This is a genomic window from Pararhodobacter sp. (genome assembly GCF_034676075.1).
Taxonomy (GTDB): domain Bacteria; phylum Pseudomonadota; class Alphaproteobacteria; order Rhodobacterales; family Rhodobacteraceae; genus Pararhodobacter.
On the sequence record NZ_JAUCCQ010000031.1, the window covers coordinates 1 to 22457 of the forward strand.

The following is a 22457-nucleotide window of genomic DNA, read 5'->3' on the forward strand; positions in this document are numbered from 1 at the left end:
GCTGGGAAGCCGATGACCGTGAACGAAGAGGGCGGCGTGGTCCCGATGGCCACGCGGCTTTCTCATCTTTGTTCTTCAAATATCCACGGGGATTTTCACGGGGGGCGCGCCCCCCTTGAAGCAGGGGGCGCGGGGGGCGGCAGCCCCCCGCCTCCGGTCGCCCGAGGCACGAGGGCGAAACCGCCCCCGTTCTCAGGCCATCGCCCGCAGCTTCGCCAGCACCTCGGCCAGCCGCGCCGCCTCGTCCGATTTCTCGGCCAGATTGGCGCGGGCTTCCTCGACGACCTCGTCCGAGGCATTGGCCACGAAGCGCGGATTGTCCAGCCGGCCCTTCAGCCCGCCGATCTCTTTCTCCAGCTTCTCCAGACCCTTGGCCAGCCGGTCGGCCTCGGCGGCGATGTCGATCACGCCTTCCAGCGGCAGCGCATAGGTCGCGCCCTCGGCCGCCACGGTCAGCGCCGCGCGCGGCACCGGCGCCCCGCGGTGCAGCCCGTCGAGCCGCGCCAGACGCTCGATCAGCACCTCGTTGCGGGCATAGCGCTGGGCCGAGGTCTCGTCCTCGTCCACCACCAGCATCGGCAGTTTCAGCCCCACCGGCACCCGCATCTGGGTGCGCGACGAGCGGATCGCCTCGATCAGGCCGATCACCCAGGACATCTCGCGATCCGCCTCGGCATCGGCCAGTTCCGACCCGAAGTCCGGCCAAGGCGCATGCGCGCAGAGCGTCTCGCGCGGGCCGGTCAGCGACCAGAGTTCTTCGGTGATGAAGGGCATGATCGGGTGCAGCATGGTGAAGCACTGATCCAGAACCCAGCGCATCACCGCCTTGGTCTCGGCCGCCTGATCGCCGTCGAAGAGCGGCTTGGCGAATTCCACGTACCAGTCGCACACCTTGCCCCAGACGAAGGCATATAGCGCCTGCGCCGCGTCGTTGAAGCGGTAGCTGGCCAGCGCCTCGTCCACCGCCACCCGGGTGCGGGCCGTCTCGCCGATGATCCAGCGGTTGGCGGTCGCCGTGGCCTCGGGGATGCCAGGGACCGGCGCCCCCTCGAAGACGCCGTTCATCTCGGCGAAGCGGGTCGCGTTCCAGAGCTTGGTGGTGAAGTTCCGGTAGCCGGTGATCCGCTGGGTATCGAGCTTCAGCACACCGCCCAGCGAGGCCATGGCGGCATTGGTGAACCTCAGCGCATCGGCGCCGAATTCGTCGATGATCTCCAGGGGGTCGATGACATTGCCCACGGATTTGGACATCTTCTTGCCCTTGGCGTCGCGGACGAGGCCATGCAGGTACACCGTGTGGAACGGCACTTCGCCCACCACGGCCAGCTGCATCATCATCATCCGGGCGACCCAGAAGAACAGGATGTCCTGCCCGGTCACCAGCACGTCGGTGGGGAAGTATTTCGCCAGTTCCGGCGTCTCTTCCGGCCAGCCCAGCGTGCCGATCGGCCAGAGGCCCGAGGAGAACCAGGTGTCCAGCACGTCAGGGTCGCGGGTCAGCGTCTTGCCCGGCGCCATGGCCTGAGCCTCGGCCTCGGAAGGCGCGCAATACTGATTGCCCTCCTCGTCGTACCACACCGGAATCTGATGCCCCCACCACAGCTGGCGCGAGATGCACCAGGGCTCGATGTTTTCCAGCCAGTGGTAATAGGTCTTCTCGCCCGATTCCGGCAGGATGCGGGTATAGCCTGCCCCTTCGTCAAACGTGCCGGCCCGGTCGGCCTCGCACCCTTTGCGCACCGCGTCCAGCGCCGGGCCCACCAGTTTCGAGGTATCGACGAACCATTGCCAGGTCAGATAGGGCTCGATCACCACTTTCGAGCGGTCGCCGAAGGGCTGCATGATCGGCTTGTCCTCGACCAGCGGCACCTTTTCCAGATGCTCGGCATTGGTCTCGGGGTCGATGCTCTTCTTCAGCACCGTCACCGCCAGCCCCTCGGCATTGATCGCCGCGACCACCGCCTTGCGGGCGTCATAGCGGTCGAGGCCGCGCAGTTCCTCGGGCACCAGGTTGATCGCCGAGACATCGCCCGCCTCGCGCTCGCCCCGGGCAATCGCCCCGGCGATCCGCGCGCTTTCCTCATAGGACAGCCCGTCGGCGCGCATCCGCGCCTTGGTGTCCATCAGGTTGTAAAGCGGGATGCCGTTCCTCTGCGCCACGGCGTAGTCGTTGAAATCATGCGCGCCGGTGATCTTCACCGCGCCCGAGCCGAAGGTCGGATCGGGGTAGTCGTCGGTGATGATCGGGATCAAACGGCGATGCTCCTTCGGCCCCACCGGGATCTCGCAGAGCATGCCGACGATGGGCTTGTAGCGCTCGTCCGAGGGATGCACCGCCACCGCCCCGTCGCCGAGCATGGTCTCGGGCCGGGTGGTGGCGATGGAGATGTAATTGCGGGTCTCGCGCTTGGTGACGTTCCCGTCCTCGTCGCGCTCGACATATTCATAGGTGGCGCCGCCCGCGAGCGGATACTTGAAATGCCACATATGGCCCGCGACCTCGGTATTCTCGACCTCGAGGTCCGAGATCGCCGTCTCGAAATGCGGGTCCCAGTTCACCAGCCGCTGGCCGCGATAGATCAGCCCCTTGGTGTAGAGGTCGACGAAGACCTTGATGACGGCATCGTGGAAATTGCCCTCTTCGCCCTCGGGCGCATTGGGAGCGCCCGACATGGTGAAGGCGTTGCGCGACCAGTCCAGCGAACAGCCGAGGCGCTGCAGCTGGCCGATGATCGTGCCGCCGGATTTCTTCTTTTGCTCCCAGACCAGCGCCGTGAACTCGTCGCGGCTGAAATCGGTGCGGCGGCGGTTGGTCTTGGCCAGTTCACGCTCGACCACCAGCTGGGTGGCGATCCCGGCATGGTCCTGCCCGGGCTGCCAGAGCGTGTCGAACCCGCGCATCCGGTGCCAGCGCACCAGGATATCCTGCAGCGTGTTGTTGAAGGCATGCCCGATATGCAGGGACCCGGTGACGTTGGGCGGCGGGATCATGACGCAGAAGGTCTCGTCGCGGCGGGCACCGGCCCCGGCCTTGAACGCACCACGCTCCTCCCACAGGCGGGCGATCCGCGCCTCGGCTTCGGTGGCGTCGAAAGTCTTGTCCATCGTCATCTGCGCAATCCTCGGGAGGTTTCGCCGGTGTTTAGCCAAGCAAAGCGCAAAGGGGAAGAGCGGCGCGCTTGGGGCGGGCCCCGGGGGTTTCACACCCCCGGACCCCCGTGGGATATTTGAAGAACGAAGATGCAGAGTGACGAAACGCGAACGCGCATCTTCGTTCCTTAAATATCCACGGGGTTCCCAAAGGGGGGCGTGCCCCCCTTTGGGCAGGGGGTGCGGGGGGCGGCAGCCCCCCGCCCTTGGTCGCCCGCAGGCGCAGCCCAGGGCGAAACCCCTTCCCGGCGTGCCTTCGCTCCGCTAAGCCAGAGCCATGCAGCGCGTCACCCTGACCTCGATCGCCGATCTCGCCTCGCTTCCCTATGACGAGGTGATCGACACCCGCTCGCCCGCCGAATACGCCGAGGACCACGTCCCCGGCGCGGTCAACCTGCCGTCGCTCAGCAATGCAGAACGGGCCGAGATCGGCACGATCTATGTGCAGGAGAGCCGCTTCCTCGCCCGCCGCCTGGGCGCCGCCTATGTCGCGCGGAACGCGGCCGAGCATCTGCTGACCCATCTGGCCGACAAGCCCGCCACCTACCGGCCACTGGTCTATTGCTGGCGCGGCGGCATGCGGTCGAATTCCATTGCCCTGATCTATGGCCAGATCGGCTGGCGGGTCGGCGTGCTGGAGGGTGGCTGGCGCAGCTGGCGGCGGCTGGTGCAGCAGGCGCTCTACGAGGCGCCCTTCCCCGCCCCCATCGCGGTGCTGGATGGCAATACCGGCAGCGCCAAGACCGCGATCCTGGCGAAGGTGCGGGCGCGGGGCGGGCAGGTCATCGACCTTGAGGGGCTGGCGCGGCACCGGGGCAGCCTGTTCGGCCTGGTGCCGGGCGATGCCCAGCCCGCGCAGAAGGGCTTCGAGAGCGCGCTTGCCCATGCCATGGCCCGGCTCGATCCCACCCGTCCGGTGCTGGTCGAGGCGGAATCGAACCGGATCGGCGAGCTGCGCCTGCCGCCTGCGCTGTGGCGCGCGATGCAGGAGGCACCGCGGATCGAGATCGCAGCCCCGGTGGAAGCGCGCGCCGGCTGGCTGACCCGCGCCTATGCCGATATCAGCGCCGATCCCGAGGAGCTGGCCGCACGCATCGCCGCGCTCGGCCCCTATCACCCGCGCGAGACCATCGCCGAGTGGCAGGCACTGGCCGGGGCGGGCGATTTCGCGCCGCTGGCGGCGCGGCTGATGCAGGAGCATTACGATCCGCGCTATGCCAAGACCCGGCTGCGGCAGGCCCCGGCGACCGAGGTCCTGCTCACCGACAGGCTGGACGACGCCGCGCAGGAGCACCTGGCGGATCGCATCGCCGCCTGGCTCGGCTGACACTTTTCCAACATCAGAACCCGAAAACCCCGGCGCCGCGGCGGCCGGGGTTTCAGTTTTCCAACATCATTGAAATGTCAGGCCTTCAGGCCCGCCAGTCGAAGAATCCGGCCGGCGCCCGGGCCAGCAGGCGGCGGGCGATGTCCTCGCCCAGCGCCGCACCCTCGGCGATCGGGGCGCGGCCTTCCTCGGTCAGCGCGTCCGAACCGTCGGGGCGCAGGATCTCGCCCCTGAGCCAGATCTCGCCGCCTTCCAGCACCGCCAGACCGGCAATCGGCGTCTCGCAGGAGCCGTCGAGCGTCGCCAGATAGGCGCGTTCGGCGGCCAGCCGCTGGCCGGTCGGCCCGTGGTGGATCGTCGCCAGCATCGCCTCGGCCCGCGCATCCCCCTGCCGCCGCTCGATCCCGATGGCGCCCTGCGCCACCGCTGGCAGCATCTCGTCGGGCTGGATGGCCGAACGCGCCACCTCGGCCATGCCCAGCCGGTTGAGGCCCGCCATGGCGAGGAAGGTGCAATCGGCGACCTTCTCGGACAATTTGCGCAGCCGGGTCTGCACGTTGCCGCGGAATTCCACGACCTTCAGGTCCGGCCGCCGGTGAAGAAGCTGCGCGCGGCGCCTGAGCGACGAGGTGCCGACCACCTGCCCCGGCGCCAGATCCGCCAGCCGCTCGACCAGGGGCGAGACGAAGGCATCGCGCACGTCCTCGCGCGGGAGGTAGCAGTCCAGCACCAGCCCCTCGGGCTGCGCGACCGGCATGTCCTTCATCGAATGGACAGCGATGTCCAGCGTGCCCGCCAGCATCATCTCTTCGATCTCGCGGGTGAAAAGCCCCTTGCCGCCCAGCTCCTTCAGCGCCCGGTCCTGTACGCGGTCGCCGGTCGTCAGCACGGTGACGATCTCGAAGGCCGCTTCCGGCAGGTCGAAGGCCGCCATCAGCCGGGCGCGCGTTTCATGGGCCTGCGCCAGCGCCAGCGGCGAGCCGCGGGTGCCGATACGCAACGGGTCGGAGGGGGAAGGCAGGGTCACGCTCATGGCTTTCCTTAGCCCCGCGCGCGAAGGCGCGCAACGGGGCGCGCAGGATTGAACCGGCGCGCGATGCCGCACGACCCATGGGCATCAGCGTGAAAGGAGACCGCCATGCCCCGCCATTTCAAAGCCGCCCGCCTCTGGACCGCCGTCGCCGCCGCAGTTCTGATCGCCGGGACCGTCTCGGCCCTCGGCCATGGCGCAACCGAGGTCGCGGCGTTGCATCCTGCAATTTTCTCCGGCGCGATCTGACGGTTTTCCGATACATTGCCCAAGTGTTGCCTCATTGTGGGATCACGACCGATCCATTCCAAGCGGATGGAGATGACCCATGAAGGACTTCGCAGGCATGTCGGAGACGATTGCCCCGCTGAGCATCTACCCATGCTGCCCCCTCACGGGGTCTGTCATGCACCCCGGTCTGACGGTGCCCATCGACTGGCGCCGCCCCGCTGACCGGCGTGCCTGGCAGATCTGGTGGAACGCCGACGACGGTTTCGGCCAGGTGTTCCCGCGGCCGCGCCCCTCCGAAGTCGCCAGTTTCTACGACATCGACGCCTATTACACCCATGCCGAGCGCTACAAACCCGATGTGGAGGCCGAAGCCGAAAGCGTGGGCCTGCTGGGCAAGGCGCTGGGCGCGCTGGCCTATCGGTTCGAGCGCGGGGCGGAGCCGACCTCGGCCTGGTGGCGCTCGATCATCCCGGCGGGGTCGGAGAACGGGCTGGAAATCGGCTGCGGTGACGGTGACCGGATGCGGACCTTCGGGCCCCATCTGCGCCATGTCCGCGGGGTGGAACCCGATCCCCGCGCGGTCCGGGTGGCGCGCGAGCGCGGCCTCGACGTGATGGAGGGCACGGCCGAACAGCTGCCCGCCGAAGTGCGCGACCGGCGCTACGACCTCATCGTTTTCTCGCATGTGCTGGAGCATACGCTGGACCCGGTTCTGGCGCTGGCCAATGCCCGTGAACTCCTGACCGAGGACGGGGTCATGTCGGTCGAAGTGCCGAACAATGCCTCCGAGGGCAGCCGCCGCATGGGGCCGCGCTGGCGCTGGCTGGACGTGCCGCGGCATCTGAATTTCTTCACGCCGGAAAGCCTGCAGGCCTGCGCCGAGGCCGCGGGGCTGAAGGTGCAGGCGGTGCTCTATCGCGGCTATGTCCGGCAATTCCTGCCCGACTGGATGGTCGACGAAGCCCGCATCACCGCCGAGATGGAGCGCCGCGACGTGACGCAGGCCGATATCGACGCGCAGGTCCGCCATTCGGCCCGGCTGTTTGCCGCGACCGCGCTGGCCGAGCCCCGGAAGAAATACGATTCGGTCCGGGTGATCTGTACCAGCGACTGAGCGGGTCAGAACGCCACAGCAGAACGGGCAGGACTTCGGTCCTGCCCGCTGCGTTTCGGGGGGTCTTGGCGGGCGCCTAGCGCTCGCGGCGCCTGCGGATGCGGCCGGCCTTGGCGGCGGCGCCCTTGCGCGAGACCGGGCCCTTGCCCCGCCCTTTGCCGCGCCGGGCACGGGCCATGGGCGCGCCTTCGACCTCCAGCAGTTCCAGCAGCAAGCCGCCGGTCATCGCCTCTGCCTCGGCGAGTTTCACTTCCACCCGCTGACCAAGGCCCAGAACCGTGCCGGTCTTCTCGCCCCGCAGGGTCTGGCTGTCGGCATCATGGTGGAAATACTCGTCGCCCAGCGACCGGATCGGCACCAGCCCGTCCGCCCCCGTCTCATCCAGTTTCACGAAGAGCCCGAAGCGCGCCACACCGCTGATCCGGCCCCGGAACACGGCGCCGATCCGGTCGGCCATGAAGGCAGCCAGATAGCGGTCGGTCGTGTCGCGTTCGGCGGCCATCGAGCGGCGCTCGGTTTCCGAGATCTGCGTCGCGGTCTCGGCCAGATGTTCGGTGTCCCAGTCGGAAAGCCCGTCCTTGCCCCATTTATGCGCCGTGATCAGGGCCCGGTGGACGATCAGGTCGGAATAACGGCGGATGGGCGAGGTGAAATGCGCGTAGTTGCGCAAGGCTAGGCCGAAATGGCCGAAATTTTCGGGCGCGTAATAGGCCTGGGTCATCGACCTGAGCGTCGCCATGTTGATCAGTTCGTCGAACTCGGACCCCTCGGCATCGGCCAAGAGCTTGTTCAGGTGCCGGGTCTGCAGGACCTGCCCCTTGGCCAGCACCAGCCCCGCCCCCTGCGCCACCTCGCGCAATGCCTCGATCTTCTCGATCGTCGGCTCCTCGTGGACCCGGAACAGCAGGGGCGAGCGGCGGGCGATCAGTTCCTCGGCGGCGGCGACGTTGGCCATCACCATGAATTCCTCGATCACCTTGTGGGCGTCGAGCCGGTCCTTGAAGGCGACCGAGGTGACCGTCCCGGCCTCGTCCAGCACGATCCGGCGTTCGGGCAGGTCCAGATCCAGCGGCTGCCGCGCGGCGCGAGCCTTCAACGTCGCCTGCCAGGCGGCGTAGAGATGGCTCAGCCCCTCGGCCAGCGGGTCGGTCTGGGCGTCGAGCCGCCCCTCGAAGGCCGCCTGCGCCTGTTCATAGGTCAGCGAGGCGCGGGAATTCATCACCCCGCGGACGAAGCGATGGCCGGTCTTCTCGCCCTGCGCGTTGACCTCCATGCGGACGGCCAGCACCGGACGGTCGACGCCCTCGTGCAGCGAACACAGGTCGCCCGACAGCCGGTCGGGCAGCATCGGCACCACGCGGTCGGGGAAATAGCTGGAATTCCCGCGCTTGCGGGCCTCGCGGTCCAGTTCCGAGCCCGGGCGCACATAGGCCGCGACATCGGCAATGGCGACCCAGACGGTGAACCCGCCGTCCGCCGCCAGTTCCGCGCAGACCGCATCGTCGTGGTCGCGCGCGTCGGACGGGTCGATGGTCAGCAGCGGCAGGTCGCGCAGATCCTCGCGCTTGCCGCCGGGATCGGCGGGGGCGGCGTCGGCCTCGGCCAGAACCGCGTCGGGGAAATGGTCGGGGATGCCGTGCTGGTGGATGGCGATCAGGCTGACCGCGCGCGGCGCACCGGGATCGCCCAGCCGCCGGACGATCCGCGCCTTGGGCAGGCCCAGACGCGGGGGCGAAGTCTGCTCGGCCTCGACCAGTTCGCCATCCTTGGCGCCCCGCGCATCGGCGGTGGAGACGCGGAATTCCAGATCGGCGCCCTTGTCGATGGGCAGGATCCGGCCGAATTCGGACCCCGCGCGATAGATGCCCAGCACCGTGCGCGGCCCGTTCTGCAGCTTGCGGATCGGATGGGCGTGCCAGCCGTCCTCGGTCTGCGTGAGCTTGGCCAGCACCCGGTCGCCCGCGCCCAGCGCCGGCTGATCCTTGCGCTCGATTACCAGGATGCGCGGCCCGTCACCCTCGCCGTCGGCGGGTTCGGCCAACAGGTCGCCCTGCGCATCGGGGCCGGTGACCCGGATGATGCCGACCGGCGGCAGGCCCTCGCCCCGGGGACGGCGCTTCTTGCGGCCCTCGTAGAGACCTTCGGCCTCCAGTTCCGCCAGCATGCGCTTGAGGTCGATCTTGGCCGCGCCCTTGATGCCGAAGGCGCGGCTGATGTCGTGAAAGGCCGGGCGCCCCTCGTGTTCAGAGAGCCACTGGGCGATTTCGGGTTTCGAGGGCAGACGTTTCATCCCCCGGCGCTACCACGCGGGGCGGGCGTCGTCACGCGCAAACCGGCGCCGGTGGCGGACCTCAGGAGGGGTCCACCACCGTGCAATCCTGATCGCGGGCGGCGAGGCGCAGGCAGGCGAGCTGCGCCTCTTCATGGGTCAGCGAGTTGACCTCGGCCACATGGCGCCCGCCGCGCGCGGTCACCCGGCGCACGCCGTTGCGCAGCGTTCCGGCCTCGGACAGCGCCACCCGCAGCAGCACGCGCTCGGCGTCGAAGGGGGTGTTGAAGCGCCCCAGTTCCACCCGCCACAGCCGCCCGCCCGAGGTCGAGACATGGGTGACGATCTCGGGCGTGGGGGCGCTGGCCACGACATCGGCATCGGACGAGCTGGTCAGCACGATGGTCGGCGCCAGCACCGGCTCTTCGGGGTCCTCGTGGCTCAGCGCCTGAAGGAGTTCCTCGTCGCGCCACAGGATGCGGCCGTCGTCATCGACGGAAAGCTCCGAGGCGACGGGTTCGAGCGAGGGCATCAGCGGCGCCTCGGCCGGGGCTTCGAGCGCGGCGAGCTGGGTCTCGGGCTGGGCCTCGGGCGCCTCGGCCCCGTCAGCCAGGGGGATCGGCGGCAGGCCGGGGATGGTCAGCGCCCCGCCGTCGGTCGAGACATCGGCCATCGCCACGGCTTCCCCGGCGGGAGCCTCGGGGCCATCGGCAGGCAGATCCTCGACCAGGGCGGCGACCAGATCCTCGGGCCGGGCGGGCGGCGTTACCGGCACCTGCACGCCGCTTTCGGCCAGCGCCACGTAATCCTCGGTGCCCAGAAGGCCGCTGCCCGAGCGCGCCGCGATGGCGATCTCTTCCTCGGCCTCGGCGGGTTCGGCGGCGGCCAGCGTCACCGCCTCGTCCACCGGCCTGCCGCGCGGCAGGGGCGAGCGTTCGGGGGCGACGGCGGCGACCAGCACCTGCTCGACCGCTTCGGCCAGCCCCTCGGGCGCATCGCTCTCTTCGGGCTCTTCCGAGGTCACGCCGGGGGCCACACCGGGATCGTCGGTGTCCGAGGCCGGATCGGGCTCGCGGATCTCTTCGATCAGTTCGTCGATTCCGGTGCTCAGGGCGGCGATCAGGTCTGCAGCGGGGGCATCACCCGGCTGCGGGCGGGCCCGCGGGAAGCGCGAGGTGGTGGGCGCGGTCTGCAATCGGATCACCCGACCAGCGGCGGGACCACTGCCGCGATCATCGGCACCGCGTACGTAATCGGGTCGCGCCGGACGCCGCACCGCCGCGCGCCGGGGCGCGTCGCGGAAGCCGCGGTCCATCAGCTGCGACACCCGCCGCAGCCGGTCCTGCGACGAACGCGCGCCGAAGACGGTGACCAAGAGCCGCACGCCGTCCCGCTCGGCCATGGCGGTGAGGTTGTAGCCCGCGGCATTGGTGAAGCCGGTCTTGATCCCGTCGGCACCGCGATAGCTGCCCAGGAACAGACGATTCGTGTTGTTCACCGTGGCGATCCCGGCGTTGTCCGACCGGCGCGAGAAGATGCCGTAATAGCTGGGATAGTCGAAATAGAGCTGCCGCCCCAGGATCGACATGTCGCGGGCGGTGGACAGATGCCCGTCCGTGGTCAGCCCGTGCGGGTTGCGGAAGGTGGTGCGCGACATGCCGATGGCGCGGGCCGTGCGGTTCATCCGCTCGGCAAAGGCCGGGACCGACCCTTCGAGCGCCTCGGCAATGGCCACCGCCGCGTCATTGGCCGAGCGCAGGGCGGCGGCGCGGATCAGATAGCGGAAGGCGATGGTCTGGCCCGCCCGCAGACCCAGCCGCGAAGGCGGTTGCGAGGCGGCATGGCGCGAGATGCGCACCGGCGTGTCTTCGGTGATCTCGCCGTTCTGCAACGCCTCGAAGGCGATGTAGAGCGTCATCATCTTGGTCAACGACGCGGGATGCAGTCGCGACGTCGAATTGTCCGTTTGGTACAGGATTTCGCCGGTGCGGGCGTCCATGACCACCGCGGCGAAGGGTTGCGCATGGGCGCGCGGTGCGACGCATAGAATCACCATCACAGCCACCAGGGCCGTCATGCCGATCACGCCAAAGCCGCGGAACCAACGCCCGAATCGCGTTGTCACGTGCCTGTCCTCTGCCTCTGCGCCCCCGTTTAGCCGGCGGCGTCAATTTTGCTCAAGAACACGCTACCACCAAAGGCACGACATGAAAACCCCCCGTGTTTTCAACGCCTTTCCCGACGATCTTGAGACGGCATCAAGATTTCGCGGATTCAGCGCGCGGGGCCACTACATTCAGGATTGCTCGATATGGCGGATCAGATCGGGCAGGTCCGACAAGGTGGAAATCCGCCGATAGCGGGGGTGATCCTCGGGCGGGTCGGCCCGTTCCAGCGCCCATTCCAGCCCGTGCGGGACAAAGACCCCCCAGGCCCCGGCCCGGATCGGCGCCACCACGTCGGACGCCATGGAATTCCCCGCCATCAGCGCCCCCTCGGCCCCGCCATAACGGGCGAAAACAGTGGCATAGGTCTCGGGCGTCTTGTGGCTGACGATCTCGACCCCGGCGAAATGATCGCCCAACCCCGATTGCGCAAGCTTCCTTTCCTGATCCAGCAGGTCGCCCTTGGTGATCAACACCAGCCGATGCGCCCCGGCCAGTGATTCGACCGTGTCGGCCACCCCCGGCAGCAGTTCGATCGGATGGGCCAGCATCTCCTGCCCTGCGGCGATGATCTGGCCGATGACATGGCCGGGCACCCGGCCCTCGGTCACCTCGACCGCCGTCTCGATCATCGACAGCATGAAGCCTTTGATGCCGAATCCATAATGGCCGATGTTGCGCCGTTCGGAGGCCAGAAGACGGTCCGCCAGATCCTCGGGCGCGGCGTGATCGGCCAGAAGCTCGGCAAACCGCGCCTGTGTCAGGTGGAAGAAACGCTCGTTATGCCAGAGCGTATCATCGGCATCGAGGGCAATGGTGGTCAGGCGCGTCATGGCTTTTGTCCGCTAGGGTTTTCTTGGCCGCTGTGGGCGCTATATACTGCCCTGCAACCGAATCTGTCACCCCAGGCCCCAAACGCATGGCTCAGACCGTTACGATGACCGAGCGCAAGCATGGCCCCGGTGAGGGCGATCCGGGCGTCGCGGTCAAGACCCGCACCCGCACCCAGCGCCCGCCGATGTACAAGGTGATGCTGCTCAACGACGATTACACGCCGATGGAATTCGTCGTGCATGTGCTCGAACGCTTCTTCGGCATGAGCCACGCCCAGGCGTTCGAGATCATGCTGACGGTCCACAAGAAGGGCCTGGCCGTTGTCGGGGTCTTCTCGTACGAGATCGCCGAGACCAAGGTTGCGCAGGTGATGGACTTCGCCCGCCGCCACCAGCATCCGCTGCAATGCACCCTGGAAAAGGAGTGAGGCGCGTCTGCGCCCGCCGATGACCATGTCCTTTCATGAACCGGCGCCCCGTGCGCTGCGGCTGGAGCTTGCCGTCGAGGCAGGCCTTGCCCTGCCCGATGCGGGCACCATTGCCGTCCTCCACCCGCGCGCGGGTGAGGATTTCGGCCCCCTGCCCCCGTCGCAGCTGCAGATCGTGACGCCTTTCGCGCCCGATCACGGCTTCTTCGCCGCCCGGGGCCTTGCCTGCGCGCAGGCGGCCGAGGGGCCCTATGCCGCGGCGCTGGTCTGCCTGCCCCGCTCGCGGGCCGAGGCCCGGGACCTGATCGCCCAGGCGGCGGCGCTGACCTCGGGCCCGGTGATCATCGACGGCCAGAAGAACGACGGCGTCGACGCCATGCTGCGCGAATTGCGCGACCGGGTGGAGCTGAGCGCCGCCATCGCCAAGGGCCATGGCAAGATCGCCTGGTTCCCCTCGCCGGGCGACGCGCTGGCCGAATGGCGCGCCACCCCGGGCGAGGCCAAGGACGGCGAGCGGGTCTATCGCACACTGCCCGGCCTCTTCTCGGCCGACGGGATCGACCCGGCCTCGGCGCTGCTGGCGGCTTCGCTGCCCGCAGGGTTGAAGGGCGTTGTGGCCGACTTTGGCGCGGGCTGGGGTTATCTTTCGGCCCAGATCCTCGAACGGGCGCCCGGCATCGCCACGCTGCACCTGATCGAGGCCGACGCCCGCGCCCTGGCCTGCGCGCGCCAGAACGTGTCCGACCCACGGGCGCAATTCCATTGGGCCGATGCGACCAACCCGTTGAAACTGCAGCTTGACGCCGTGCTGATGAACCCGCCCTTCCATCAGGGGCGCGAGGCCCGGCCGCAGCTGGGCGCGGCCTTCATCCGCACGGCGGCGGCGATGCTGAAACCCTCGGGCCAGCTGTTCCTGGTGGCCAACCGCCACCTGCCCTACGAGCAGACGCTGGCCGAGGCGTTCCGCAAGCACAGCGAACTTCCCGGCAGCCCGGGCTTCAAGATCTTCCATGCCGAAGGCCCCCAGCGGGCACCCGTCGCGGCCCCGGCCGCGCGCGCCCGTGCGACCCACAGCAGAGGACGGCGCTGATGAGCTTTTCCATCGAGGGCAAGACCGCGATCATCACCGGCGCCGCCACCGGCATCGGCCATGCCATCGCCCGGCATTTCGTCGATGAAGGCGCCAATGTCGTCTTCTCGGACATGAATGAGAAGCGGCTGAAATCCGGCTGCGACGATCTGGCGGATCTGCCGAACTGCCGCCTTTTTGCCGGTGACCTGCGCGAGAAGCTGAACGTGGCGAACCTGCTGTCGACCGCGCTCGACGCCTTCGACCGGGTGGATATCCTGATTAACGCGACGCGCAGCTTTGCCGTCACCGACCCGCTGGACCCGACCGACACCTCGGTCGAGACGCTGCTGGATCACAACCTGAATGTCGCGCTCAGGACCTCGCAGGCGGTGGCGCGGCGGATGATCCTGCAGGCGGAACAAGAGGATACGAGGCCGCAGGTGGCGGGCGCGATCATCAATATCTCGTCCATCGCCGCGCATCGGACGCAGCCGGAATTGCTGGGTTTCTCGATCTCGAACGCGGCGCTGGAACAGATGACCCGCTCGCTGGCCGTGTCGCTGGCGCCGCAGGCGATCCGGGTCAATGCCATCGCCGTGGGGTCGCTCATGTCGGGCACCCTGCGCGACACGATTGCCGAGCATCCCGAATACCGCGAGGCGATCATCGCCGGCACGCCCCTGCACCGGATCGGCACGGCCTCGGAAGTGGCGGAGCTGGCGCAATTCCTGGCGTCGTCGGCCTCGGCCTTCATGACCGGGCAGATCGTCACGCTGGATGGCGGGCGCTCGGTGCTGGACACCGTGCAGCGGCCCGCCCACTAGCGGTTGAAGCGCAGCGGGCTGACCGCCTCGTCCGCCGCACCGCCCGCCAGCGCGGCCGAGATCCGCTCGGCCGTCCAGGGCGCCAGCGTCAGGCCCAGATGGCCGTGGCCGAAGGCGCAGACCAGCCCCTTTCGCGCCAGCCCCACCACCGGCAGGCTGTCGGGAACCGAGGGGCGCAGGCCCATCCAGCGGCGGGACGGCGGCGGCAGGTCGGGAAAGACGCTGCGCACCCCCTCTTCCAGCCTGTCCCAGCGATGGGGCGAAGGCGCCGCGCCGATCCCGCCCAGTTCCACCGTTCCGGCCGCGCGCAGGCGCCCCGCCATCGGCGTGAAATAGAACCCGCGCCGCACCGGACAGAGCGGGCGCGCGACCTTCTCCACCCGGTCGAATTCCAGATGATAGCCGCGCTCGGCGGTCAGCGGCACCCGCACGCCCAGCGGTTTCAGCAGCCGCGCCGACCAGGCCCCGGCAGCCAGCACCACCGCCTCGACCTCCTGCGCGCCCTGCTCGTGCGTGACCCGCCAGCCAGCGCCGTGCCGGGCCAGCGCCGTCACCCGCGCCTCGATCCGCGCCACGCGCAGCGCGGCCTCGATCCGGGCCAGCATCGCCACCGGATCGCTGAGCCAGAGCGTTCCCGGAAACAGCATCCCGCCCCCGAACCGCCCCGGCGGCAGGCGCGGTTCCAGCGCCAGAAGCTGCGAGGCATCGAGCCGCTCGACCGTGACGCCATGGGCGCGGCGGCGGTCCATCCCGGCCTCGGCCGCGTTCAGATCCTCGACGCTGTCATAGGCGTAAAGCGCGCCCGCCTCGTTCAAAAGCCCTCCTGCCCCCAGCGAGAAGGCCAGCCCCCGCCAGCGGCTCTCGGCATCGCCCAGGAAGCGGGCCAGTACCTGCCGGTTGGCCTCGGCTCCCCGCGGACCGGACTGACGCGCGAAGCGCCAGAGCCAGGGCACCAGCGACAGGGCCGAGGGGCGGTGGATCGCCAGGGGGCTGTCGCGGTTGAACAAAAGTCGTGGCAGGTCGCGCAGCACCTCGGGCGTGCCGACCGGATCGACGGCATAGCCCGCGATGGTGCCCGCGTTGCCGGTCGAGGCCTTGTGCGGCTCCTCGGCCGGGGCGATCAGGGTGACACGATGCCCCTCGCCCGCCAGCCGATGCGCGACGGTCAGGCCGATGATGCCCGCGCCGACGACCGCGATCTCCATCAGTAGCCCTCGGCCCGGTCCACGAGATGCAGAAGCGGCTCGCCGGTGCTCAGCCGCCGCAGGTTCTCGACCACCACGCGGGCGGCGGTCACAGCGCGGGTTTCGGCGGCGATATGCGGGGTCACGGTGACTTTGGGATGCGCCCAATAGGGATGATCCAGCGGCAGGGGCTCCACCCGGAAGACATCGAGCGTCGCCGCCCCCACCTGCCCCGTCGCGAGCGCCGCCAAGAGCGCGTCATCGTCGATGAGCGGCCCGCGCCCGGGGTTGATGATCGCGGCGCCCTGGGGCAGCCAGCCCAGCGTCTCGGCGTTCAGCGTGTTCTCGGTCCCCGGGGTCGCGGGCAGCAGCGTCACCACGATCTGCGCGCGGCTCAGCACGGTTTTCAGCCCGTCCCGCCCGTGGTGGCACTCGATACCCGGCAGATCCTTCGGCGTCCGGCTCCAGCCCAGCACCGGGAAGCCAAGCCGCGCCAGCGCCTGGGCGCAGGCCGCGCCCAGCGCGCCGAGGCCCAGCATCGCCACCGGCCGCTCCCGCGCCAGCGGCGGCACCGCGGGTTCCCAACGGTCCTGCGTCGCCAGCACCCGGTCGAGACCCAGATGATAGCGCAGCGCATGGCCGGTGACGTATTCGACCATCCCCTCGGTCAGGCCGGGATCGACCATGCGGCAGAGCGGCTGGGTCAGTGTCCGGTTGCCGACTATCTTCTCGACCCCGGCCCAGAGGCTGAGGACAGCGTGGCAGCGCGTGTAGGGGGTGAAATCGTCGGGCGTCTCGCCCCCCGGGGCGTAGATCATCGCATCGACCGTCTCGGGGGCGGCGTCGCGCACCAGATCGACGGCCAGCCCCGCCTCGGCGAGCGCGGCGCGCAGTGGCGCCTCGTAAGCGGGCCAGCGGCTTTCGCCGGCGGCAAACAGAACCTTCATGCCTTCTCCCTCGGGCGGTGGATGCAGGCGGATTGCACGAGGCCGAAGCCGATGAGGATCATCAGCATCGCCGACCCGCCGTAGCTGACCAGAGGCAGAGGCACGCCGACCACCGGCGCCAGCCCCATGACCATGGCCATGTTGATCGCGAAATAGAGGAAGAAGTTCCCGGCGATGCCGAGGATCAGCAGCGAGGCATAGCGGTTCTTCGACTGCATCGCCGCGATCACGCAGGTGACGATGATGCCGACATAGAGCGTCAGCAGGAAGATGCCGCCGATGAAGCCGAATTCCTCGGCCAGGGTGTTGAAGATGAAGTCGGTGTGTTTTTCCGGCAGGAAATTCAGCCGCGATTGCGTGCCCTGCATGAAGCCGCGGCCGGACCAGCCGCCCGAGCCCAGCGCGATCATCGCCTGGTTGATGTGATAGGACGAACCCAGCGGGTCGAGCGAGGGGTCGAGGAAGGCGTCGATCCGGCGGAACTGGTAGTCGCGCAGCAATTGCCAGGGGGTTCCGCGTGACGCGAAGACCGTCGCCACCAGCCCGACACCCGCGCCGATCACGCCGCCGAAATACCACAGGCTGACGCCCGCGAAGAACATCACCATCCCGCCTGCGCCGATGATCATCAGCGCGGTGCCGAGGTCGGGCTGGATCAGCACCAGAAACGCGGGCACCAGGATCAGCGCCACCGCCACCAGCACCCAGAACGGGTGCGAGACGCGCTTGATGTCGAGCCAGTCGTAATAGGCGGCCATCATCATGACGATGGCGATCTTCATCATTTCCGAGGGTTGCAGGCGGATCGGCCCCAGTTCCAGCCAGCGCTGCGCACCCATGCCGACGGTGCCGAAGAACTCGACCCCCAACAGCAGGACGAAGGACACGCCATAGGCCATGACCGAGAGCGAGCGCCAGAACCACAGCGGCACGAAGCCGATGGCGAACATCACCGCCAGTGCGAGGGCGAAGCGCTGCATCTGCGGCTCGGTCCAGCGCTCGAAATCCCCGCCCGAGACGGAATAGAGCTGCAGAAAGCCGATCGAAGCCACCGCCGTCAGCAGCAGGACCAGCGCCCAGTTGACGTGCAGCACCTTGCGAAAGCCCGAGGGCGAGCGTTTGACGTTGTATTCAAGGTAGCTCATGCCCGGCTCCGCCCGGTCGGCGGCGCGACGGCCGGACCGATCTGCTCGCTGATGGTGCGCATCAGGGTCTCGATCCGGTTGCGCTGCGGCTGGGGATAGGCCTCGATGGGTGGCAGGCCGCCCGATTGCGCGGCCAGGATGATGTCGCGGGCGATGGGCGCCGCGACCGACGAGCCGCCGCCGCCGTGTTCCACCACGACCGAGACGGCATAACGCGGGTCGGTATCGGGGGCGTAGCAGACGAAAAGCGCGTGGTCGCGCCGGTTCCAGGGCAGCTGATCCTGCCGCCTGACGCCCGCCGCGCGCTCGGCCGCGGTGATCGAGAAGACCTGGCTACTACCCGTCTTGCCCGCCATCCTGAGATTGGCGTCGACGATGCGCGAACCATAAGCCGTGCCGCGCTGCGCGTTCGAGACTTCCCACATGCCGCGCTGCACCTGCGCCAGCGCGGCGGCGCTCAGGCCCAGCGGCGGCTGGTCGGGAATCGGCTGCTCGATATCGTCGATGGCATGCACAAGGCGCGGCAGGATCGCCCGATTGGTGGCCAGCCGCGCCGTCATCACCGCCAGTTGCAGGGGCGTGGCCAGCACATAGCCCTGCCCGATGGAGGCGTTGATCGTGTCGCCGACCACCCATTCGGCGCCGCGCCGCTCGCGCTTCCACTCGCGTGAGGGGTTGAGGCCCGAGGAAATGCCCGAGAGTGGCAGGTCGTAGCGGATGCCGAGGCCCAACCGCTCGGCCATGGCGTTGATGCGGTCGATCCCGACCCTTTGCGCCATGTCGTAGAAGAAGACGTCGCAGCTTTCGGACAGGGCCGAGGTCAGGTTGACCCGCCCGTGCCCGCCCCGGTTCCAGCAATGGAACCGGCGGCCCGCGGCCTCGATATAGCCCGGACAATAGACCCGCTCATCGGGCGTCGCCAGCCCCGCCTCGAAGGCGGCCAGCGCGGTGACCATCTTGAAGGTCGAGCCCGGCGGATAGGCACCCTGCACGGTCTTGTTGGACATCGGCCGGTGGTCGTTGTCCCTGAGCGCGCCGTAATCGGCCACGGAAATCCCGCGCACGAAGAGGTTGGGGTCAAAGGACGGCGCCGAGGCCAGCGCCAGCACATTGCCGGTCTGCACCTCCAGCACCACCGCCGCCGCGCTCTCCTCGCCCAGCCGGGCCAGGGTGAAGGCCTGCAGCTGGCGGTCGAGCGTCAGTTGCAGGGTCGAGCCGGGGTCCCCCTCCTGCCGGTCCAGCTCGCGCATTTCGCGGCCGACGGCGTTGACCTCGACCCGGCGGTGCCCGGCGGTGCCGCGCAGGGTCTCCTCGTATTCCCGCTCGACCCCGATCTTGCCGATCTGGAAGCGCGGGATCATCAACAGGGGCTCGGGCGTCTCGCGCGCGGCAAGATCGGCCTCGGACACCGGGCCCACGTAGCCCACCGAATGCGCGAATTCCGCGCCGAAGGGATAGTGGCGGTTGAAGCCCACCTCGGGCGTGATGCCAGGCATGGCGGGCGCATTGGCAGCCACGCGCGCCACCTCCTCCCAGTTCAGCTGGTCGACGATGGTGACGGGCACGAAGGGCCGGTGGCGCATGATCTCGCGCTCGGCCCGGTCGATTTCGTCCGCGGACAGCGGGATCAGCTGCGCCAGACGCTCCAGCGCCGCGCGCGGCTCGCCGGCATCCTCGCGCACCAGCACGATGCGGTAGTTCTGCACGTTGCCCGCCAGAAGCGTGCCGTTGCGGTCGACGATCAGCCCGCGCGAGGGTGGTAGCAGGCGGATGTTGATCCGGTTCTCATCGGCCAGCAGGCGGAATTCCTCGGCCTGACCCAGCTGCAGGTTGCGCATCCTGAGCACCAGCGCCCCGGCAAAGACCATCTGCGCGCCGCCCATGAGCATCGCCCGGCGCGAGATGACGCGCGCGCTGTCCTCGTTGTCTTTGGGCGGTCTTTTCATAGCCTGCGGCCCAGTTCGTCCACTTCGCCGGTGGCGGGTTTCTTCACGCGCAGCACGACCTGCAAGACCCAGACGACCAGCGGATAGACCAGGATTGTGACGACAAGTGTCTTCAGGCTCAAGTCGAGCGGCTCGCGCGGGGACATCACGATCATGAGCACAAGCCTGTAGGCCAGGCTCATCGCCCCCAGCACCGCCGCCACCATGGCCCATTCCAGAAGCAGGTTCATCTCGCGCACCACCTGGTTGCGGCGGCGCAGGAACTCGGTCCCGACCAGCACCGCCAGCGCCCAGAGGCCGGGCGGACGCATGAGGAACAGATCCTCGGCCAGAAACACCAGCACGATGGCCAGCGCGGGCAGATGCGCGGGGCGCCTGAGCACCCAGGCCATGGTCAAGAGAAGCAGCAGGTCCGGCAGCGGCCAGCCCGCCTCCAGCACGCCCAGGGGCAGGATCCGGCTCAGGATCGAGACGCTGGCGATCAGCAGATAGAGGCCGAGATAGGCCAGGGTGTCGAAGCGCAGCGCCTCATTCATTGGGCGGCCCGTCGCTGGCGGCCGCCCCCGGCAGCGGCACGGCGGGCACGGCCTCGACACTGCCCGCGGCGGGGTCGGGCACCGTCTCGGGCTGGGGCGGCTGCGAGGGCGCGCCGGTCGCGGGATCAAGGAGCGTACCGTCCCCGGCCACCGGGCGCAGCAGCGTGCCCGATTGCTCGATCCGCTCGGCCGGGCGCGAGCGCAGGACGCGCAGGAAATCGAGCCGCCCGTAATCGGCGGCCAACTGAACGCGCAGGCGCCCGTCGGTGGCCATCACCACCTCGCCGACCAGCAGGCCGGGCGGAAAGACGCCCCCGTCCGAGGCGCTGATCACCCGGTCGCCGGGCCTGAGCGAATCGGGCGATTCGACGAAATCGAGGACCGGCAGCGGGGTGTTGTCGCCGGAGAGCAGCGCGCGTTGCCCGGTCGGCTGCACCATCACCGGCACCCGGCTGTTCGAATCGGTCAGAAGGATTACCCGCGACGAACGGTCCCCCACCCCGGCGATGCGCCCGGCAAGGCCGAGCCCGTCCATCACCGCCCAGCCGTCGACGATCCCGTCCCGGGCGCCCACGTTCAACAGCACCGATTGCCGGTAAGGGCTGCCCGCGTCGGCCATCACCACACCGGTGACGTGGGTCAGCTGCGGGTCCAGCCGCACCCGCGCCATGTCCAGAAGCTGCGCGTTGCGCTGTTCCAGCTGCAGCGCCGCCTCGCGCCAGGCCCGCATCTGCTGCAATTCGCGGCGCAGTTCCTGGTTTTGCTCGTAGATCCGGGCGTAGCTGCGGAAATCCTCGATCATCCGGGCGACGCCGGTGATCGGCGCCATGGCCCAGTCCATGTTCGGCACCACCGCATCGACCACCGCCGTGCGGAACCGCTCGATCCGCGGCGAATCGATCCGCCAGAGCAGGAAAAGGCCGAACAGCACCAAGACCAGCACGCCGATAACGAGTCGGCGCACGGGGCGGACGTAATCGGCCTCGTTGCTGCGGTCGCTTGGCACGGCGATCCCCTACGCGGGACCCAAAGGGTCAGCTTTCGTAATCGATGGCGTGGCGGAGCTGCTTTTCGTATTCCAGCGCCTTGCCGGTCCCCAGCGCCACGCAATTGAGCGACTGGTCGGCCACGGTGATGATCAGGCCGGTCTGCTCGCGCAGGGCCAGATCCAGATCGCCCAGCAGCGCGCCGCCGCCGGTCAGCATCACGCCCCTGTCGACGATATCGGCGGCAAGATCCGGCGGAGTGGTTTCCAAGGCGATCATCACCGCCTCGCAGATGGTCTGCACGGTCTCGGAAAGCGCCTCGGCCACCTGACCCTGGGTGATCTCGATTTCCTTCGGCACGCCGTTCAGCAGGTCGCGGCCGCGGATCTGCATGACCTTGCCGCGGCCGTCATCGGGCATGCGGGCGGTGCCGATGGTGCACTTGATGCGCTCGGCGGTGGATTCGCCGATCAGAAGGTTCTGGTGGCGCCGCAGGTAGGAGATGATCGCCTCGTCCATGCGGTCGCCGCCGACGCGGACCGAACGGGCGTAAACGATATCACCCAGCGACAGCACGGCCACTTCGGTGGTCCCGCCGCCGATATCGACGACCATCGAGCCCGTGGGATCGGTGATCGGCATGCCCGCGCCGATGGCGGCGGCGATGGGTTCCGCGATCAGCCCGGCCCGGCGCGCCCCTGCCGAGAGCACCGACTGACGGATCGCCCGCTTCTCGACCGGCGTCGCGCCATAGGGGACGCAGACGATGATCTTCGGCTTCGAGAAGGTGGAGCGTTTGTGCACCTTGCGGATGAAATGCTTGATCATCTCTTCGGCGACGTCGAAATCGGCGATGACGCCGTCGCGCATCGGGCGGATCGCCTCGATGGAGCCGGGGGTCCGGCCCAGCATCAGCTTGGCGTCCTCGCCCACCGCCAGGACCTGCTTGCGCCCGTCCTTGACATGATAGGCCACGACCGACGGCTCATTCAGAATGATCCCCCGACCCTTGACATAGACCAGCGTGTTCGCGGTCCCCAGGTCGATGGCCATATCCGACGAAAAGAGGCCAGTCAGTCCCAACATGCGGCGATCTTCCTGAAGATGTGGAGGGCCCGAGCGCAGCGCCAGCGGGCCGAAGCGGGGCCCTTATAGGCCCCCTATGGCAGTGGCGTAAAGGCCCCCGCCCCGTCGCGATCGCCTTTGCACGGCACTTATCCGCTCACGAAAGAGTATGGGCGGGGGATTGGCGCCCCCCGCCCTTCATTCT

The 22457-nt window shown here is 68.8% G+C and carries 18 protein-coding genes; 6 read left to right on the forward strand and 12 right to left on the reverse strand.

The window, feature by feature from the left end:
• Positions 1-192 precede the first annotated feature (192 nt).
• Positions 193-3111, reverse strand: coding sequence for a valine--tRNA ligase (locus VDQ18_RS10940; RefSeq protein WP_323020975.1), 2919 nt, complete (start codon positions 3109-3111; stop codon positions 193-195).
• A gap of 316 nt (positions 3112-3427) precedes the next feature.
• On the opposite strand from VDQ18_RS10940, the gene mnmH reads away from it, so the two are divergent.
• Positions 3428-4477, forward strand: coding sequence for a tRNA 2-selenouridine(34) synthase MnmH (gene mnmH, locus VDQ18_RS10945; RefSeq protein WP_323020976.1), 1050 nt, complete (start codon positions 3428-3430; stop codon positions 4475-4477).
• An 85-nt stretch (positions 4478-4562) separates the two neighbouring features.
• On the opposite strand, the gene hemC is transcribed toward mnmH, so the two are convergent.
• On the reverse strand, positions 4563-5510 hold the full coding sequence (gene hemC, locus VDQ18_RS10950; RefSeq protein WP_323020977.1) for a hydroxymethylbilane synthase: 948 nt from the start codon (positions 5508-5510) through the stop codon (positions 4563-4565).
• A 105-nt stretch (positions 5511-5615) separates the two neighbouring features.
• Here hemC and VDQ18_RS10955 point away from each other — a divergent pair, with 105 nt between their 5' ends.
• On the forward strand, positions 5616-5756 hold the full coding sequence (locus VDQ18_RS10955; RefSeq protein ID WP_323020978.1) for a hypothetical protein: 141 nt from the start codon (positions 5616-5618) through the stop codon (positions 5754-5756).
• Between the two features lie 79 nt (positions 5757-5835).
• Positions 5836-6852, forward strand: coding sequence for a class I SAM-dependent methyltransferase (locus VDQ18_RS10960; protein ID WP_323020979.1), 1017 nt, complete (start codon positions 5836-5838; stop codon positions 6850-6852).
• A 76-nt stretch (positions 6853-6928) separates the two neighbouring features.
• Here VDQ18_RS10960 and rnr read toward each other — a convergent pair whose 3' ends face one another.
• The 3 genes from rnr to VDQ18_RS10975 form a co-directional block, all read right to left on the reverse strand.
• Complete coding sequence (gene rnr, locus VDQ18_RS10965; protein WP_323020980.1) at positions 6929-9142, reverse strand: ribonuclease R; 2214 nt, start codon at positions 9140-9142, stop codon at positions 6929-6931.
• 61 nt (positions 9143-9203) lie between these two features.
• Positions 9204-11246: a D-alanyl-D-alanine carboxypeptidase family protein gene (locus VDQ18_RS10970; protein WP_323020981.1), complete on the reverse strand. Its 2043-nt coding sequence runs from the start codon at positions 11244-11246 to the stop codon at positions 9204-9206.
• Between the two features lie 171 nt (positions 11247-11417).
• Positions 11418-12119, reverse strand: coding sequence for an HAD family hydrolase (locus VDQ18_RS10975; RefSeq protein ID WP_323020982.1), 702 nt, complete (start codon positions 12117-12119; stop codon positions 11418-11420).
• Positions 12120-12223: 104 nt separating this feature from the next.
• On the opposite strand from VDQ18_RS10975, the gene clpS reads away from it, so the two are divergent.
• Genes clpS through VDQ18_RS10990 form a run of 3 tightly spaced genes read left to right on the forward strand, consistent with a single transcriptional unit; the run spans position 12224 to position 14443 of the window.
• A complete protein-coding gene (gene clpS / locus VDQ18_RS10980; RefSeq protein WP_107749873.1) occupies positions 12224-12547 on the forward strand; it encodes an ATP-dependent Clp protease adapter ClpS in 324 nt (107 codons plus the stop codon).
• Positions 12548-12566: 19 nt separating this feature from the next.
• A complete protein-coding gene (locus VDQ18_RS10985) occupies positions 12567-13637 on the forward strand; it encodes a class I SAM-dependent methyltransferase (RefSeq protein WP_323020983.1) in 1071 nt (356 codons plus the stop codon).
• On the forward strand, positions 13637-14443 hold the full coding sequence (locus VDQ18_RS10990) for an SDR family NAD(P)-dependent oxidoreductase (RefSeq protein WP_323020984.1): 807 nt from the start codon (positions 13637-13639) through the stop codon (positions 14441-14443). Before VDQ18_RS10985 ends, VDQ18_RS10990 begins: the two co-directional genes overlap by 1 nt.
• On the opposite strand, the gene VDQ18_RS10995 is transcribed toward VDQ18_RS10990, so the two are convergent.
• The 7 genes from VDQ18_RS10995 to VDQ18_RS11025 are packed head-to-tail and all read right to left on the reverse strand — an operon-like array spanning position 14440 to position 22273.
• Complete coding sequence (locus VDQ18_RS10995) at positions 14440-15648, reverse strand: FAD-dependent oxidoreductase (protein ID WP_323020985.1); 1209 nt, start codon at positions 15646-15648, stop codon at positions 14440-14442. The two genes, VDQ18_RS10990 and VDQ18_RS10995, sit on opposite strands and share 4 nt — an antisense overlap.
• Positions 15648-16574: a glyoxylate/hydroxypyruvate reductase A gene (locus VDQ18_RS11000; RefSeq protein ID WP_323020986.1), complete on the reverse strand. Its 927-nt coding sequence runs from the start codon at positions 16572-16574 to the stop codon at positions 15648-15650. The genes VDQ18_RS10995 and VDQ18_RS11000 overlap by 1 nt, the downstream gene beginning before the upstream one ends.
• Complete coding sequence (rodA, locus tag VDQ18_RS11005) at positions 16571-17719, reverse strand: rod shape-determining protein RodA (protein ID WP_323020987.1); 1149 nt, start codon at positions 17717-17719, stop codon at positions 16571-16573. Before rodA ends, VDQ18_RS11000 begins: the two co-directional genes overlap by 4 nt.
• Positions 17716-19665 carry a penicillin-binding protein 2 gene (gene mrdA, locus VDQ18_RS11010; protein WP_323020988.1) on the reverse strand — a complete coding sequence of 650 codons (1950 nt, stop codon included), beginning with the start codon at positions 19663-19665 and terminating at the stop codon, positions 17716-17718. Before mrdA ends, rodA begins: the two co-directional genes overlap by 4 nt.
• A complete protein-coding gene (locus VDQ18_RS11015) occupies positions 19662-20201 on the reverse strand; it encodes a rod shape-determining protein MreD (RefSeq protein WP_323020989.1) in 540 nt (179 codons plus the stop codon). Before VDQ18_RS11015 ends, mrdA begins: the two co-directional genes overlap by 4 nt.
• Complete coding sequence (gene mreC / locus VDQ18_RS11020) at positions 20194-21207, reverse strand: rod shape-determining protein MreC (protein ID WP_323020990.1); 1014 nt, start codon at positions 21205-21207, stop codon at positions 20194-20196. Before mreC ends, VDQ18_RS11015 begins: the two co-directional genes overlap by 8 nt.
• Before the next feature lie 28 nt (positions 21208-21235).
• Positions 21236-22273, reverse strand: coding sequence for a rod shape-determining protein (locus VDQ18_RS11025; protein ID WP_107749865.1), 1038 nt, complete (start codon positions 22271-22273; stop codon positions 21236-21238).
• Positions 22274-22457 lie beyond the last annotated feature (184 nt).

Coding starts and splice junctions, on each gene's coding strand:
- VDQ18_RS10995 (WP_323020985.1), bottom strand. CDS start 15,648: ATGGAGATCGCGGTCGTCGGCGCGGGCATCATCGGCCTGACCGTCGCG.
- mrdA (WP_323020988.1), bottom strand. CDS start 19,665: ATGAAAAGACCGCCCAAAGACAACGAGGACAGCGCGCGCGTCATCTCG.
- VDQ18_RS11015 (WP_323020989.1), bottom strand. CDS start 20,201: ATGAATGAGGCGCTGCGCTTCGACACCCTGGCCTATCTCGGCCTCTAT.
- VDQ18_RS10975 (WP_323020982.1), bottom strand. CDS start 12,119: ATGACGCGCCTGACCACCATTGCCCTCGATGCCGATGATACGCTCTGG.
- VDQ18_RS11025 (WP_107749865.1), bottom strand. CDS start 22,273: ATGTTGGGACTGACTGGCCTCTTTTCGTCGGATATGGCCATCGACCTG.
- VDQ18_RS10960 (WP_323020979.1), top strand. CDS start 5,836: ATGAAGGACTTCGCAGGCATGTCGGAGACGATTGCCCCGCTGAGCATC.
- VDQ18_RS10985 (WP_323020983.1), top strand. CDS start 12,567: ATGACCATGTCCTTTCATGAACCGGCGCCCCGTGCGCTGCGGCTGGAG.
- VDQ18_RS10955 (WP_323020978.1), top strand. CDS start 5,616: ATGCCCCGCCATTTCAAAGCCGCCCGCCTCTGGACCGCCGTCGCCGCC.
- VDQ18_RS10990 (WP_323020984.1), top strand. CDS start 13,637: ATGAGCTTTTCCATCGAGGGCAAGACCGCGATCATCACCGGCGCCGCC.
- clpS (WP_107749873.1), top strand. CDS start 12,224: ATGACCGAGCGCAAGCATGGCCCCGGTGAGGGCGATCCGGGCGTCGCG.
- mnmH (WP_323020976.1), top strand. CDS start 3,428: ATGCAGCGCGTCACCCTGACCTCGATCGCCGATCTCGCCTCGCTTCCC.
- rnr (WP_323020980.1), bottom strand. CDS start 9,142: ATGAAACGTCTGCCCTCGAAACCCGAAATCGCCCAGTGGCTCTCTGAA.
- rodA (WP_323020987.1), bottom strand. CDS start 17,719: ATGAGCTACCTTGAATACAACGTCAAACGCTCGCCCTCGGGCTTTCGC.
- VDQ18_RS10940 (WP_323020975.1), bottom strand. CDS start 3,111: ATGACGATGGACAAGACTTTCGACGCCACCGAAGCCGAGGCGCGGATC.
- VDQ18_RS11000 (WP_323020986.1), bottom strand. CDS start 16,574: ATGAAGGTTCTGTTTGCCGCCGGCGAAAGCCGCTGGCCCGCTTACGAG.
- hemC (WP_323020977.1), bottom strand. CDS start 5,510: ATGAGCGTGACCCTGCCTTCCCCCTCCGACCCGTTGCGTATCGGCACC.